Source organism: Kitasatospora sp. NPDC049258, from assembly GCF_040678895.1.
Lineage (GTDB): Bacteria > Actinomycetota > Actinomycetes > Streptomycetales > Streptomycetaceae > Kitasatospora.
The window spans coordinates 1-15,146 of record NZ_JBFAQT010000050.1 but is presented as its reverse complement, the minus strand read 5'-3'; the positions used below and the strand labels follow the sequence as shown (position 1 = coordinate 15,146).

Here is a 15,146-nt window from a genome sequence, read left to right as displayed (position 1 = left end):
TATGAAGAAGCCCAGCCTGAAGGCGCCCAAGCTCAAGGCGCCCACGCTCAAGAAGCCCGAGTTCGCCGCCGCCACGCTGTCCGGCGGCAGCCGCACCGGCCGTTCGCTGCTGGCCGCCGCGGTCGTCCTGGGCGTGGTCTTCGGCATCGCCGAGCTCCGCCCCCCGGTCACCCCGGCCGCCGCCGGGACCGCCGCCGGCGCCACCACCGCGCAGGTCGAGCGGACTTCGCTGGTGTGCCCGCAGCCGCTCCAGGGCGTCACCGGGAACACCGCGCTGTCGCTGTACTCACCGCTGGGCGCCACCGCGACCGGCGGCGCGGCGACGCTCAACGACGTCACCGTGCCGACGGCGGGGGCGCCCGCCCCGGCGCCCTCCGCCCCGGCCTCGGGGGCCCCGTCCGACGCGCCCGCCGGTGGCGCGGCCGCCCGGCTGGCGCTGGCCAAACCCGGCGCCCCGGCCACCGGACCGGCCGCCAACGGCGACCTCGCCCCCGGCACCGTCGCCGTGGCCACCGGCGCCCTCGCGCCGGGCTTCAGCGTCTCGCAGATCACCACCGTGACCGACCAGCAGGCCGTCGGCCTGTCCGGGGTCGGCTGCGTCCCCTCCGGCACCAGCTTCTGGTTCTCGGGCGCCAGCACCGTCCAGGGCCGGGTCGACTACGTCAGCCTGGTCAACGCCGAGGCGGGCCCGGCCGTGGTCGACCTCAAGCTGTACGGCCCCAAGGGCCCGATCGACAACGACGCGGCCAACGGCATCGCGATCGCCCCCGGCACCTCCGACGCGCTGAGGCTCAGCTCGCTCGCCCCGGGCGTCGACGACCTGGCGGTGCAGGTGCGGGTGCGCAGCGGCCGGGTCGGCGCCGGCCTGCACGCCGTGGAGAGCGGCAAGGGCGCGGACTGGCTGCAGCCCTCCGTCGCCCCGGCCCCCGAGGTGGTGATCCCCGGCCTGCCCGCGGACGCCTCCGCGGCCCGGCTGGTGGTCGCCGCGCCCGGCGAGGACGACGCCGACCTGAAGGTCCAGATCTCCGGCAAGAACGGCTGGTTCACCCCGGTCGACCACGAGACCCTGCACGTCAAGGCCGGCATGGTGACCGCGGTCGACCTGGGCCAGGTCACCCGCGGCGAGGTCGGCGCGATCCGGCTGACCACCAACGACCCGGCCCACCCCACCCCGGTGGTGGCCGGGGTCCGGGTCGACCGCGCCAAGAACGGCAAGTCGGACGCCGCCTGGCTGGCCGGCGCGGCCCCGGTGGGCGCGCGGGCCAACATCGCGGACAACCGCGGCGGCGGCCAGAGCCAGCTGATCCTCACCTCGAACGGCGAGGAGGCCAAGGTGAAGGTCACCGCCTCGGCCGGCAGCGGCGGCGGCAACCCCGTGAGCAAGGACCTGACCGTCCCGGCCGGCGCCACCGTCGCCCTGGACGTGCCCGATCCGGACGGTCTGAACGGCGTCTACGGCCTGACCGTCGAGACCGTCTCCGGCGGCCCGGTGATGGCCGCCCGGATGCTCACCGTCCCGACCAAGGACGTCCAGATGTTCACCATCCAGGCACTGGCGGACGACCACAGCACCGTCCGGCTGCCGCACGCCCAGGGCGACCCGGGACTGCTGCTGCGCTGACCGGGCCGCACCCGGCCCGGTACGCCTCGGCCCGCCGCCCGGCCCGGGCGGCGGGCCGGTCAGTCCTCGCCGTAGCGCGGGTCGATCGCGTCCGGGGAGAGGCCGAGCAACTCGGCCACCTGCTCGATCAGGATCTCGTGCACCAGCGCGGCCCGGTCCTCGCGCGCCTTCATCCGGATCTCCACCGGACGGCGATAGACCACGATCCGGCTGCGCCGCCCGGGCGCGGCCGGAATCACCCGCCCGAGCGGCACCGTCTCCGGCTCCCGCTCACCCTCCGCGGGGACCGGCACCTCCAGGACCGCGAACTCGACCTCCTGCAGCTGCGGCCACCGTCGCTCCAGCCGCTCCACCGACTCGCGCACGTAGTCGTCGAAGAGCTCGGAGCGGGTGAGCGAGATCGGCACCTGCGGCGGCGCCAGCGGCCCGCGCAGGCCGCGGCCGTGCCGATCACGGTGCCGGGAACGGCGTGGTGGTCCGGCCGGTGACACCGGAGGCTGGGGTGCGGAGCTGTCCATATCAAAGTCGAGCGTAGCCCTTGGCTGCTCGGAAGTGGACCATTCCGACACCCCGCGTGACGACGACACACCGGGTGGACCGGGGGCGGGTCTTCGCGGCCTGGTCAGGAGTGCGGTACCGTCCACCCTCGTGAGCTCTGTACGTCGTTGTTCGCGGACCGCGTGCGGCCGTCCGGCCGTCGCGACGCTGACGTACGTCTACGCGGACTCCACGGCCGTCCTCGGCCCGCTCGCCACCTACGCCGAGCCGCACTGCTACGACCTGTGCGCCGAGCACGCCGAGCGGCTCACCGCCCCGCGCGGCTGGGAGGTGGTCCGGCTCGCCGCCGACGTCAGCCCGCTGCGCCGCAGCAGCGACGACCTCGAAGCGCTGGCCAACGCCGTCCGCGAGGCGGCCCGCCCGCAGGAGCGCCCGCAGGACCGCACACCCCGTCAGGGCCGCCCCGGCGACGGCGACCCCGGCGAGTCCGGCCGCCGCGGCCACCTCCGGGTGCTGCGCTCGCCCGACAACTGAGGCCGCCGGGCGCACCGGTCCGCGGGCCCGGCGTCACCTGGGCCCCACCCGCTGCGGGTACGCTGCCCTTTCGTCCGAGCAGACACACACCGGGAGCAGTCAGGTGCGGGACCTCAAGCAGCTTGTGAAGGCCTACGACGTCCGGGGTGTGGTGCCGGACCAGTGGGACGAGTCCCTGGCCCGTGCGTTCGGCGCGGCGTTCGTCAAGGTGGTGGGTGCGTCGGCGATCGTGGTCGGCCACGACATGCGCCCCTCCTCGCCGGGCCTGACCCGGGCCTTCGCCGAGGGCGCCGCCGCCCAGGGCGCGGACGTGGTGGAGATCGGCCTCTGCTCGACCGACCAGCTGTACTACGCCAGCGGCAGCCTCGACCTGCCCGGCGCGATGTTCACGGCCAGCCACAACCCGGCGCAGTACAACGGCATCAAGCTCTGCCGGGCGGGCGCGGCCCCGGTCGGCCAGGACACCGGCCTGGACGAGATCCGCGAGCTGGTGGAGTCCTGGCTGGACGCCGACGGCGCCGTCACCGTCCCCGCCTCGGACGCCACCCCCGGCACCCTGAGTGCCCAGGACAGCCTGGCCGGCTACTGCGCGCACCTGCGCTCGCTGGTCGACCTCACCCCGATCCGCCCGCTCAAGGTCGTGGTGGACGCCGGCAACGGCATGGGCGGCCACACCGTGCCCACCGTCTTCGCCGGCCTGCCGCTCGACCTGGTGCCGATGTACTTCGAGCTGGACGGCACCTTCCCCAACCACGAGGCCAACCCGCTCGACCCGAAGAACCTGGTCGACCTGCAGGCCGAGGTGGTCAAGGCCGGCGCCGACATCGGCCTGGCCTTCGACGGCGACGCCGACCGCTGCTTCGTGGTGGACGAGCGCGGCGAGCCGGTCTCGCCGTCCGCGATCACCGCCCTGGTCGCCGCCCGCGAGATCGCCCGGGCCCGGGCGGCCGGCGAGGACAAGCCGACCGTCATCCACAACCTGATCACCTCCTGGACGGTCGCCGAGGTGGTCCAGGAGCTCGGCGCCGAGCCGGTCCGCACCCGGGTCGGCCACTCCTTCATCAAGCAGGAGATGGCCCGCACCGACGCGATCTTCGGCGGCGAGCACTCCGCGCACTACTACTTCCGCGACTTCTGGCGGGCCGACACCGGCATGCTGGCGGCCCTGCACGTGCTCGCCGCCCTCGGCGGCCAGGACGGCACCCTCTCCGAGCTGACCGCCCGCTACGACCGCTACGCAGCCTCCGGCGAGATCAACTCCACCGTGGCCGACCAGCACGCCCGCACCGAGGCCGTCCGCGCCGCCTGGGGCGAGCAGCCCGGCGTCACCGTCGACGAACTGGACGGGCTCACCGTCGCCGGCTCCGACTGGTGGTTCAACCTGCGCGCCTCCAACACCGAGCCGCTGCTGCGCCTCAACGTCGAGGCCAAGGACCCGGCCCGGATGGCCGAGGTCCGCGACGCCGTCCTGGCGCTGGTCCGGGCCTGACCCGGCCGGGCCCGCCACCGGGCCCGCCCGAGCGGCGGACAGATCGCCGAGGCGCTGACTGCGCAGGTGCCCCGGCCGGTAGTGTTGCTACCGGTCGGGGCACCCGCATACCCGCCCCCCTCCGTACGAAGCTGGAGCCCTACGCCATGAGCCTGCCGTCCTCCCTGCTGGAGATCCTGGTCTGCCCGCAGTGCCACGCCCCGCTGACCGAGCAGGTCCAGGGCGAGGAGCACGAGCTGCGCTGCACCGGGGAGACCTGCGGCCTGGTGTACCCGGTCCGCGACGGCATCCCGGTGCTCCTCCTGGACGAGGCCCGCCGCCCCTCCTGACATCCCGTCCGGTCACCCGCTGGAGGCCAGCCGCATGCTCGACGACTCCCTGCTCGACGACCCGGCCGCCCTGCTGCGCGCCGACCGGCAGCACGCCCTGCTCGCGCTGGCCGGGGTCGGCGCCAGGATCCGGATCGCCTCCCGGCTCGCCGACGCCGCCGGCCTGGCGGGGCTGCGCCCCGAGGGGCGGCCGCGGACGGTCGTGGTCGCGGGCAGCGGCAGCGCGCTGAACGCCGGCGCGATGCTCGCCGCGCTGGCGGTGCCCAACTGCCAGGTGCTCCCGCTGGCGCCGACCGAGTCCCGGCCGGCCGGGCCGGTCTTCACCGCCGGGCTCGGCTGGCAGCTGCCCGGCTGGGTCGGCCCGCTGGACCTGGTGGTGCTGGCCTCCGCCCAGGGCATCGAGGGCGGCCTGGTCTCGCTCGCCGAGCAGGCCTACACGCGGGGTTGCGCGATCGCCGTGATCTCCCCGGAGAGCAGCCCGCTGGCCGAGGCCGCCCTCCAGGTCCGCGGCCTGCCGCTGCCCTTCGCGCCGAGCGCGGTGGAGGACGGCGGGCGGCCGCGGACCGACGAGCCGGACCTGCCGGCCGAGGACCCGGGCGCGCTCTGGGCCTTCCTGGCGCCGCTGCTCGCGCTGGCCGAGAAGACCGGGGTCACCCAACTCGCGCCGGGCTCGGTGGCCGCCGCCGCCGACCGGCTGGACGAGGTGGCGGTGCGCTGCCGCCCGGACGCCCAGGCGTACACCAACCCGGCCAAGGCGCTGGCGGCACAGCTCTCCGGCACCGTCCCGCTGGTGTGGGCGGCCGGCCCGGTGACCGCCGCCGCGGCCGGCCGGTTCGCCGCCGTGCTGGCGGACCGGGCCGGGCTGCCGGCGCTGCCCGGCCGGCTGCCCGCGGTGCTCACGGCGCACCGCGGCATGTTCGTCGGGCGGCTGGGCGCGGGGGCCGACCCGGAGGACTTCTTCCGGGACCGGGTGGAGGAGCCAGAGACGCTCCAGCTCCAGGTGGTGCTGCTGCGGCACACCCCGGGCGTGGAGGAGCTGAACGAGGCCGGCCACAGCGTGGCCCGGGCCCGCCGGCTCGCCGACGCCCACGAGGTCCGGCTCACCGAGTACACGTCGAGCTTCGAGGACCCGCTGCAGGCCCTGGCCGAACTGGTCGGACTCACCGACTTCGCCGCGGTCTACCTGGGCCTGGCGAGCTAGGGCTTGCCGGACAAGCCCTAGGGCTTGTCCGACCCGCCCTGGTCCGGTTCGCCGAGGGGGAGCAGGACCCGGAAGCGGGTGTTGCCCGGTTCGGACTCGACCCGCAGGTCGCCGTGGTGCTTGTTGACCACGATGCGCCAGGAGATGTCGAGCCCGAGCCCGGTGCCCTCGCCGACCGGCTTGGTGGTGAAGAAGGGCTCGAAGATCCGCTCCCGGATCTCGTCGGGCACGCCCGGCCCGGTGTCGCCGAACTCGACCAGCACCTGCTCGTGGTCGCGCGCGGTGCGGACGGTCAGGGTGCCGGCGCCGGCCATCGCGGCGAGCGCGTTGTCGATCAGGTTCGTCCAGACCTGGTTGAGCTCCCCGGGGTACGCCGGGATGTGCGGCAGCGTCAGGTCGTAGTCGCGGACCACCGCCACCTCGGACGGGATCTTGCCGGCGAGCATCAGCAGCGTGCTGTCCAGCAGCTCGTGCACGTCGATCACCCGGTGCGGCGCCCGGTCCAGCTGCGAGTACTGCTTGGCCGCACCGACCAGCGCCGAGATCCTGGTGGAGGAGTCCTCGATCTCGTTCATCAGCAGCTCGGTCTCGACCGTGTAGTGCAGCCAGCGCAGCGCGCCCTCCAGCTTGCCCGCCCCGACCGCGGCCTCGACCCGGCCGAGCCAGCCGGTGTCCAGGCCCGCCTGGACGAAGGCCGGTCCGAGCTGCCAGCCGTCGGTGATCCCCCGCTCGTCCAGCCAGTCGTCCACGGCGTCCTCGCGGTCCGCCGCCTCCAGCGGCCCGAGGGTGACGGACTTCGTGGCGGCGACCTGGTCGACCGCCTTGTCCTGGAGCGTGATCAGGGCCTCCATCCCCTCCACCGGGTACGAGCCGGTGGCGAGCGCACCGAGCTTGTGGCGCATCCCGGCGACCCGTTCGCGCAGCGCGGCGGTGGCCCGCAGCGCGGCGGTCGCGGGGTTGTTCAGTTCATGGGTGAGGCCGGCCGACAGCGACCCGAGGGCGAGCAGCCGCTCGCGCCGGCCGACCGCCTCCTGGGTCACCTGCACGCCGAGGAAGAGCCCTTCCAGCAGATGGACGGCCATCGGGAACCACTCGCGCATCAGCCGCGCGAACGTCTCGGCGGACAGCACGAAGAACCGCGAGGGCGCCACGGCCCGCAGCGAGCTGGTGTACAGCTGTGGCGTCCGGTCGCCGAGGTAGGCCTGGAAGGCGCCCGCGTACACGCCGCGCTGGGACGTCCGGGTCACCTCGATGTCGTCCACGCCGACCCGCCGGGAGAGCACGATCGTGCCGTCGAGCAGGACGTAGAAGCAGGTCGCGGCGTCGCCCTCGGCGTACACCGGGCCGGCCGGGGCCTGCTCCACCCGCCCCTCGCGGCACAGCCAGTCCAGCTGCTCCGGGGCCAGGTGCTCGAACAGGAAGAGCGTGCGGAGCTCCGCGGGGCTGCACACGGGCGGAGTGGTCACAGGTCTCACAGCCTCTCCAGGTACCGGTGCACCAGCATCACGGCCATGGCGCCCTCGCCGACCGCCGACGCGACCCGCTTGGCCGACTCCGAGCGCGCGTCACCGGCCACGAAGACGCCGGGGACGCTGGTCTCCAGGTGGTACGGGGCCCGGTCCAGCGGCCAGCCGGCGGGCGGCTGCCCGCCGGGCGACAGGTCGGGCCCGGCGACGACGAAGCCGCGGCCGTCGCGGGTCACCACGCCTTCGAGCCAGTCCGTCAGCGGCGCGGCACCGATGAACACGAACAGCCACTGGGCGTCGACCCGCTCGGTACGGCCGGTCCCGGTGTCCCGCAGGGTGATCTGCTCCAGGTGGTCGGTGCCGTGCGCCTCGACCACCTCGGTGGCGGTGCGCACGGCGATCCCGGGCAGGTCGGCGATCTGCTGCACCAGGTAGTGCGACATCGACCTGGTCAGCGAGGCCGCGCGCACCAGGATGGTCACCGAGCGGGCGCCCCTGGCCAGGTACACGGCGGCCTGGCCGGCCGAGTTCGCGCCGCCCACGATGTACACGTCCTTGCCCGCGCAGCCGGCCGCCTCGGTCAGCGCCGAGCCGTAGTAGACGCCGCGGCCGGTGAGTTCGGCGACCCCGGGGGCGTCCAGCTGCCGGTAGCTGACGCCGGTCGCCAGGATCACGGTGTGGGCCGCGATCGCGGAGCCGTCCGCGAAGCGCACGGTCCTGGACGGCCCGTTCACCTCCAGGGCGGTCACCTCGCGCGCGGTCAGCATCTCGGCCCCGAACCGGGCGGCCTGGCGCCGGGCCCGCTCGGTCAGCTGGGCGCCGGACACGCCGTCGGGGAAGCCCAGGTAGTTCTCGATCCGCGAGCTCTGGCCGGCCTGGCCGCCGGTCGCGGTGCGTTCGACCAGCACGGTCCGCAGGCCCTCGGACGCGCCGTAGACCGCCGCTCCCAGGCCGGCCGGGCCGCCGCCGATCACGACGAGGTCGTAGAAATCCGCCGAGGGGGTGGTCGCCAGGCCGACCCGGCTCGCCAGCTCGGTCCCGTCCGGCTCGACCAGCGCCTCGCCGTCCGGGGTGATCACCAGCGGCAGCCGCATGCCGTCCTCGCCGGCGGCGGCGAGCAGGCGCTGTCCCTCGGGCTCGTCCGAGGGGTACCAGCGGTAGGGCACCTGGTTGCGGGCGAGGAACTCCCGGACCTCCGAGGAGTGCGCCGACCAGCGGTGCCCGACCACCCTGGTCTCCGGCACCGGCCGGTGGTCGGAGGCCAGCCAGGTCTCCAGCAGGTCGTCCACCACCGGGTAGAGCTTCTCCTCCGGCGGGTCCCAGGGCTTCAGCAGGTAGTGGTCGAGATCCACCACGTTGATCGCGTCGATCGCCGCGCCGGTGTCCGCGTAGGCGGTCAGCAGCACCCGCCGCGCCCCGGGGTAGACGTCCATCGCCTGTTCGAGGAACTCGATGCCGTTCATCTGCGGCATCCGGTAGTCGGCGAGGATCACCGCGACCAGGTCGCCGCGCAGCTTCATCTCGTTCAGCGCGTCGAGCGCCGACGCCGCGGTCTCCGCCCGCACCACCCGGTGGGTGCCGCCGTAGCGGCGCCGCAGGTCGCGGGCGACCGCGCGGGACACCCCGGGATCGTCGTCGACGGTGAGGATCACCGTCCGCGGTGCCTCGCCGGTCTCAGCCATGGCCGTCCTCGTCCTCGCGTCGTCCGCCGCTCCGGCGATCGCACCGGGTCGGCCCGGCACCCGCCGCCCCGAACCGATTCTCTGCCCGGACCACCCGATGCTGCCTCTCGGAGCGCCGGCTCCCGGCGTACCGGCGGCGAGGCGGCCGGCCGGCATCGGGATAATGTGCGCTCGACACACCACGGCCGGACTGCCCCGGCCCCAGTCGGAGGGACCCGACCACAGCATGAGTACCGAAGGCGGCACCAAGGCACTGGTCGCGGCGCTGTCCGCGAACCTGGCGATCGCGGCGGGCAAGTTCGTGGCCTTCGCCTTCTCCGGCTCCTCCTCGATGCTCGCCGAGGGCGTCCACTCGGTGGCCGACTCCGGGAACCAGGTGCTGCTGCTGATCGGCGGCAAGCGGGCCGCCCGGGAGGCCGACGCCGAGCACCCGTTCGGGTACGGGCGCGAGCGGTACGTCTACGCCTTCCTGGTCGCCGTGGTGCTGTTCAGCGTGGGTGGCCTGTTCGCCTGCTTCGAGGGCTACGAGAAGATCCACGACCCGCACGAGCTGGACAGCTGGTACTGGCCGGTGGGCGTGCTGGTCTTCGCCATCCTGATGGAGGGCTGGTCCTTCCTGACGGCCTACCGCGAGGCGGTCAAGGACAAGGGCACGCACGCCTGGACCTCCTACATCCGCCGGGCCAAGGCCCCGGAGCTGCCGGTGGTGCTGCTGGAGGACACCGGCGCCCTGATCGGCCTGGTGCTCGCGCTGCTCGGCGTCGGCCTCACCGTGATCACCGGCAACGGCGTCTGGGACGGCATCGGCACGCTGGCGATCGGCATCCTGCTGGTGGTGATCGCGGTCGTGCTGGCGGTGGAGACCAAGTCCCTGCTGGTCGGCGAGTCCGCCAACCAGGAGGTGGTCTCCGACATCCGGGACGCCCTGGTCGACCACGACTCGGTCACCGGCGTGATCCACATGCGCACCCTGCACGTCGGCCCGGAGGAGTTGCTGGTGGCCGCCAAGATCGGGGTCAACGCCGAGGACACCGCCGCGCAGATCGCCGAGGCCATCGACCTGGCCGAGGCCCGGGTCCGGCGGGCCGTCCCGATCGCCCGGGCGATCTACCTGGAGCCCGACATCTACAGCGCCGAGAAGGCCGCCGCCGGCCCCGACCCGGAGGCCACCCCCGGCGGCCCCGGCCCCGCGGCGCACTGAGCCCGCACGGCCCCGGCCGTGACCGGAACCGGGTGTGTGCGCCCCGGCGCACCGCCCGGTCGGTGTAGATTCGTCGGCAGAGCCAAACGTCGCTGCTGATGGCGGTCGGGCCGCGCCGGTGCGCGGGTCGAGGGAGAGAGGTCCTCCGACGGATTGTGCCGCAGCAGAGGGCCATACCCGCGGCCGCTCTGCAGCTCAGCACACCCGTTCCCAGGCCCACCGCAGCGAGGAGCCCCCGCATGTCGTCGAACCCCACCGGTGACTTCAAGGTCGCCGACCTCTCCCTGGCCCCGTTCGGCCGCAAGGAGATCCAGCTCGCCGAGCACGAGATGCCCGGCCTGATGTCGATCCGCAAGGAGTACGCGGCCTCCCAGCCGCTGGCCGGCGCCCGGATCACCGGCTCGCTGCACATGACCGTGCAGACCGCCGTGCTGATCGAGACGCTGACCGCGCTCGGCGCCGAGGTCCGCTGGTGTTCCTGCAACATCTTCTCCACCCAGGACCACGCCGCCGCCGCCATCGCGGTCGGCCCGGAGGGCACCCCGGAGAACCCGGCCGGCGTCCCGGTCTTCGCCTGGAAGGGCGAGACCCTGGAGGAGTACTGGTGGTGCACCGAGCAGGCGCTCACCTGGCCCGACGGCCAGACCCCGAACATGATCCTGGACGATGGCGGTGACGCCACCCTCCTGATCCACAAGGGCGTCGAGTTCGAGAAGGCCGGCGAGGCCCCGGACCCGTCCACCGCGGACAACGAGGAGTACCGCCTCATCCTGGAGGTGCTCAACCGCACCCTGACCGACTCGCCCGCCAAGTGGACCGAGATCGCCGCCACCATCAAGGGCGTGACGGAGGAGACCACCACCGGTGTCCACCGCCTGTACGAGATGCACCGCGACGGCAAGCTGCTGTTCCCGGCCATCAACGTCAACGACTCGGTGACCAAGTCGAAGTTCGACAACAAGTACGGCTGCCGCCACTCGCTGATCGACGGCATCAACCGCGCCACCGACGTCCTGATCGGCGGCAAGGTCGCCGTCGTGGCCGGCTACGGCGACGTGGGCAAGGGCTGCGCCGAGTCGCTGCGCGGCCAGGGCGCCCGGGTCATCGTCACCGAGATCGACCCGATCTGCGCGCTGCAGGCCGCGATGGACGGCTACCAGGTCGCCACCCTCGAGGACGTCGTCGAGACCGCCGACATCTTCATCACGACGACCGGCAACAAGGACATCATCATGGCCTCGCACATGGCCCGGATGAAGCACCAGGCCATCGTCGGCAACATCGGCCACTTCGACAACGAGATCGACATGGCCGGCCTCGCCCAGCTCCCCGGCGTGGTGAAGACCGAGGTCAAGCCGCAGGTCCACGAGTGGCGCAAGGCGGACGGCCGCACCATCATCGTGCTCTCCGAGGGCCGCCTGCTGAACCTGGGCAACGCGACCGGCCACCCGTCGTTCGTGATGTCCAACTCCTTCGCGAACCAGACCATCGCGCAGATCGAGCTGTTCACCAAGACCGAGCAGTACCCGGTCGGCGTCTACGTCCTCCCCAAGCACCTGGACGAGAAGGTCGCCCGCCTCCACCTGGACGCGCTCGGCGTCAAGCTCACCACCCTGACCAAGGAGCAGGCCGACTACATCGGCGTCCCGGTCGAGGGCCCGTACAAGGCGGACCAGTACCGCTACTGATCCGGTACCGATCCGGTCCGATCGCGACGGCGCCCGGCACCCCTTCACGGGGGTGCCGGGCGCCGGTGCGTGGGGCTGCGTAGGCTTCGGGCCATGCCCAACGGCCGCTACTCGCTCCACGACACCCACGACCACGTCCTGCTGGGCGAGGAACGCTTCAGCTGCGCCCCCGGCCCGGCGGGCTGGCGCTACGTGTCCAAGACCTACGGCCCGGACGGCGGCACGCTCGGCACCACCGACCTCACCCTCGACTCCCGCAGCCGCCCGCTGCGGCTGGAGGTGCGGGCCGGTGGCTGGCAGGTGCGGGGCGGTGCGGTCGACGGGGTCGCCTGGGTCCGGACCGACGCCGCCGATCCGGGCGGTGCACAGGCCGTCGAGGGCTACGACCGGGCGCACGCCTTCACCGGCAGCTCGCCGGCCTTCCTGGTGGCCACCGCCCGACTGCTCCGGCTACGCCCGGGCGGCAGTGCCCGGATCAGGCTGGTCCGCCTCACCGATCCGGTGCTCGCGCCGCACACCGTGGACCAGGGCTGGCAGCTGGAGGGCGTCGAGACGCACGAGACGGACAGCGGCCCGCTCCAGGTGGAGCGCTACCAGGTGGCCGACCTGGCCACCGGCGAGCAGGCGGTGGTCCACCTGGCGGGCGACGTGGTGCTCGCCGCGCCCGGCATCGAACTGGAGGAGCTGGAGTCCCCGCCCAACCGGTGGCCCGTCGAGTACGGGGGCTGAGCGGCGGCCCGATCGAGGCGGGTGGCCCGATCGAGGCGGTGGCCGTTCAGGCCGGGGGCGCGAAGCCTTCGGCGGCGGGCTGTGCGGCGGGGTCCTTGGTGAGTCCCCATGCGGGTTCCTCGGCGGGCGTCGCCGGGGGCGCTACCGGGGGCGCCGCGGCAGGGGCCTGCGGCTGCTGGTGCTGCTGGTACTGCTGGTGTTGCTGGGGGGCCTGCGGCTGGGGCTGCTGGAAGGTCTGCGCGCCCCCCCACTGGCCGGCGCCGGCGGCGGCGGTGGCCCGGGCCCACTCCCTGCGCTGCCGCTCCGTCAGCACCGCGCCCAGGTACATCGCCGGCATCAGCCCGTACGGCGCCGGGCGCCCGGTGTGCCCGGCCAGGTCCGTCGACAGCCGCTGCGCCATCCCCGCCGCCACGGCGGGGTCGAGCTGGTCGAGCCGGCCGAGGAATTGGCGGATCGCCAGCCACAGCGGTTCCGGGACGGCGGAGAGGTCCATCGCCACCAGGTCGTTCCCGAGCATGTGCAGCACTTGCGGCGGCACCTGCGGCAACGCGCCGTGGCCGAGCACCCCCGCCGGCACCCGCTCGCGGACCACCAGGGTGCCGGCGAAGATGTCGCCGAGCCGCTTGCCCTCCGGGGAGATCAGCGAGGTGATCACCGCAGGGGCACCGGCCAGCGAGAACTCGACCACCCCGACCAGGCCGCGCACCAGCGTGTGGCGGAACCGCACCGGTCCGCCGTCGGTCCGTACGGCCCGCAGCCCGAGCGCCAGCTTGCCGAGCGAGCGGCCCTTGGAGAGCGTCTCGACCAGGATCGGCAGGATCGCCGCGTAGAACACGAATATCGACAGCATGATCGCGGCGATGGCGGCCTCGTCGGCATCGCCGGCCACGGCGATGGCCACCATGCTCGTGACGATCCAGCCGATGAACTGGACCACCGTGTCGATCAACCGGGCCAGCGCCCGGCTGGGCAGCTTCGCCGCCCGCAGCCCCAGGACGACCGCCTCACCTGTCACCAGGTCGCTCACAACACCCACCGCTCACTCGTGGCAGCCGGACGGCCCGCCCCCCGCAATGCACCAGCGCCAAACAGTACGGGGGCGGTCCGTCGGCCGGAAGACTGGTACCGCCCCTGACGGGCAGCCCCGGTATCGCCTGCCGGGCCGCCCGCCACCTCTGGCAAGCTAGGCGCACCCGGGCCCGGGCGTGCCCCGCCCGCGGTCCTCACCCGCCGTCACCCCGCAGCCCTGGAGCGAGCCGCATGGACCTGGACGTCTTCGTCGCCACTCACCAGGCGCAGTGGCAGCGTCTGGAGACCTTGAGCCGGCGCCGCCGGCTCAGCGGCGAGGAGGCCGACGAGCTGATCGCCCTCTACCAGCGGGCCACCAGCCACCTCGCCCAGGTCCAGGCGACCGTCCCGGACCCGGTCCTGGAAGGCCGGCTGACCACCCTGGTCGCCCGCGGGCGGGGAGCGGTGACCGGTGCCCGTACCTCCTCGTGGCGCGACGTGGGTCGGTTCTTCGCGGTCAGCTTCCCCTCCGCCCTGTACCGGGCGCGCCTGTGGTGGATACCGATCGCGCTGCTCTCGCTGGCCCTCACGGTGGTGATCGCCTGGTGGGTGGCGACCCACCCGGAGGTCCGGGACAGCATCGCCACCCCCGAGGCGTTCCAGGAGCTGACCAAGCCGGGCGGCCAGGCCGAGGCCTACTACTCGGAGCACCCGGCCAGCGCCTTCGCCGCCCAGGTGTGGACCAACAACGCCTGGATCGCCGTCCAGTGCCTGGTCTACGGCGTCCTGCTCGGTATCCCGGTCATCCCGGTCCTGCTGGGGAACGTGGTCAACCTCGGCGTGGGAATCGGGATGATGGCCGCGGCCGGCCGACTCGACCTCTTTCTGGGTCTGCTCATCCCGCACGGCCTGCTCGAACTCACCGCCGTCTTCGTCGCCGCCGGAATGGGCCTGCGCCTGGGCTGGACGATCATCAGCCCCGGCCCGCGCACCCGCGCCACGGCGATCGCCGAGGAGGGCCGCGCCACCATCGGCATGGCGCTCGGCCTGACGGTGGTGCTGCTGGTCTCCGGCATCCTGGAAGCCTTCGTCACCCCGTCCGGCCTACCGACCTGGGCCCGGGTCGGGATCGGCGTCCTGGCGGAGGTCCTGTTCCTCGTCTACGCCCTCGTGCTGGGCCGACGTGCCGCCTCCCGCGGCGAGTTCGGAGATGTCGAGGAGGCGGACCGGGCCGACCTCCAGCCCGTCGCAGCCTGAGCTCCGGACCTGGTAAGGTCATGATCATCCCCCCGGAACCATTGACGTGGTACCGGTCGGCTAGTAGATTTGAACGGTTGGGTCCCGCTGGACAACGGCGGGGACCGGGCGTAGTGTCTACGACACCGCCAAGCCTGGGCATCGCATCCACTCGGATGTTGGCCGGCAAAGCGAAAAACCTCCCGAGTCTGAGCACTCAGAAGCTTTGATAAGCTTCTCGGCGAAGTCGAAGGAAACCCCCTCAGCGGGAATTCGGAGAAACGAAAGCCGGTAAAACGGCCGGGAAACATCTGATAAGCTGAGAACACGAAAGAACGAAGCGCCCGGAGGGCCCGCTGGAAGGCGGTCCGAAGGAAGTGTCCGTTCCTTGAGAACTCAACAGCGTGCCAAAAGTCAACGCCAGATATGTTGACATCCCCGGCCGGTCCATTGGATCGGTTGGA

13 protein-coding genes are annotated in these 15,146 nt (G+C 73.3%); 9 read left to right on the top strand and 4 right to left on the bottom strand.

Annotated features, from left to right (window positions below):
• The first annotated feature begins 1 nt into the window (after position 1).
• Positions 2 to 1,621: a DUF5719 family protein gene (locus AB0K43_RS28255; RefSeq protein WP_363644637.1), complete on the top strand. Its 1,620-nt coding sequence runs from the start codon at positions 2 to 4 to the stop codon at positions 1,619 to 1,621.
• Between the two features lie 59 nt (positions 1,622 to 1,680).
• Here AB0K43_RS28255 and AB0K43_RS28250 read toward each other — a convergent pair whose 3' ends face one another.
• Entirely contained in the window at positions 1,681 to 2,139 is a 459-nt protein-coding gene (locus AB0K43_RS28250) for a metallopeptidase family protein (RefSeq protein ID WP_363644635.1), read from the bottom strand.
• A gap of 130 nt (positions 2,140 to 2,269) precedes the next feature.
• Between AB0K43_RS28250 and AB0K43_RS28245 the strand changes: the two genes are divergently transcribed.
• From AB0K43_RS28245 to AB0K43_RS28230, 4 genes are all read left to right on the top strand, one after another.
• Positions 2,270 to 2,653, top strand: coding sequence for a DUF3499 domain-containing protein (locus AB0K43_RS28245; RefSeq protein ID WP_363644633.1), 384 nt, complete (start codon positions 2,270 to 2,272; stop codon positions 2,651 to 2,653).
• Between the two features lie 103 nt (positions 2,654 to 2,756).
• Positions 2,757 to 4,142 (top strand): phosphomannomutase/phosphoglucomutase, encoded by a 1,386-nt coding sequence (locus AB0K43_RS28240; RefSeq protein WP_363644631.1) that lies wholly within the window; start codon positions 2,757 to 2,759, stop codon positions 4,140 to 4,142.
• Positions 4,143 to 4,288: 146 nt separating this feature from the next.
• The gene (locus AB0K43_RS28235) at positions 4,289 to 4,471 is read left to right on the top strand and encodes a Trm112 family protein (RefSeq protein ID WP_363644629.1); all 183 of its coding nucleotides are present in this window, start codon (positions 4,289 to 4,291) and stop codon (positions 4,469 to 4,471) included.
• Between the two features lie 34 nt (positions 4,472 to 4,505).
• The gene (locus AB0K43_RS28230) at positions 4,506 to 5,672 is read left to right on the top strand and encodes an SIS domain-containing protein (protein ID WP_363644627.1); all 1,167 of its coding nucleotides are present in this window, start codon (positions 4,506 to 4,508) and stop codon (positions 5,670 to 5,672) included.
• A gap of 17 nt (positions 5,673 to 5,689) precedes the next feature.
• Here AB0K43_RS28230 and AB0K43_RS28225 read toward each other — a convergent pair whose 3' ends face one another.
• Together AB0K43_RS28225 and AB0K43_RS28220 are read right to left on the bottom strand one after the other, a co-directional pair.
• Positions 5,690 to 7,138 carry an ATP-binding protein gene (locus tag AB0K43_RS28225; protein WP_363644625.1) on the bottom strand — a complete coding sequence of 483 codons (1,449 nt, stop codon included), beginning with the start codon at positions 7,136 to 7,138 and terminating at the stop codon, positions 5,690 to 5,692.
• 5 nt (positions 7,139 to 7,143) lie between these two features.
• On the bottom strand, positions 7,144 to 8,820 hold the full coding sequence (locus AB0K43_RS28220) for an FAD-dependent oxidoreductase (RefSeq protein WP_363644623.1): 1,677 nt from the start codon (positions 8,818 to 8,820) through the stop codon (positions 7,144 to 7,146).
• Between the two features lie 226 nt (positions 8,821 to 9,046).
• Between AB0K43_RS28220 and AB0K43_RS28215 the strand changes: the two genes are divergently transcribed.
• From AB0K43_RS28215 to AB0K43_RS28205, 3 genes are all read left to right on the top strand, one after another.
• On the top strand, positions 9,047 to 10,021 hold the full coding sequence (locus AB0K43_RS28215; protein WP_363644621.1) for a cation diffusion facilitator family transporter: 975 nt from the start codon (positions 9,047 to 9,049) through the stop codon (positions 10,019 to 10,021).
• A gap of 239 nt (positions 10,022 to 10,260) precedes the next feature.
• Complete coding sequence (gene ahcY / locus AB0K43_RS28210; RefSeq protein WP_363644619.1) at positions 10,261 to 11,709, top strand: adenosylhomocysteinase; 1,449 nt, start codon at positions 10,261 to 10,263, stop codon at positions 11,707 to 11,709.
• A 93-nt stretch (positions 11,710 to 11,802) separates the two neighbouring features.
• On the top strand, positions 11,803 to 12,438 hold the full coding sequence (locus AB0K43_RS28205) for a hypothetical protein (RefSeq protein ID WP_363644617.1): 636 nt from the start codon (positions 11,803 to 11,805) through the stop codon (positions 12,436 to 12,438).
• Between the two features lie 46 nt (positions 12,439 to 12,484).
• Here AB0K43_RS28205 and AB0K43_RS28200 read toward each other — a convergent pair whose 3' ends face one another.
• Positions 12,485 to 13,465, bottom strand: coding sequence for an RDD family protein (locus tag AB0K43_RS28200; protein WP_363644615.1), 981 nt, complete (start codon positions 13,463 to 13,465; stop codon positions 12,485 to 12,487).
• 233 nt (positions 13,466 to 13,698) lie between these two features.
• Here AB0K43_RS28200 and AB0K43_RS28195 point away from each other — a divergent pair, with 233 nt between their 5' ends.
• Positions 13,699 to 14,703: a stage II sporulation protein M gene (locus AB0K43_RS28195; RefSeq protein ID WP_363644613.1), complete on the top strand. Its 1,005-nt coding sequence runs from the start codon at positions 13,699 to 13,701 to the stop codon at positions 14,701 to 14,703.
• The last annotated feature ends 443 nt before the right edge of the window (positions 14,704 to 15,146 follow it).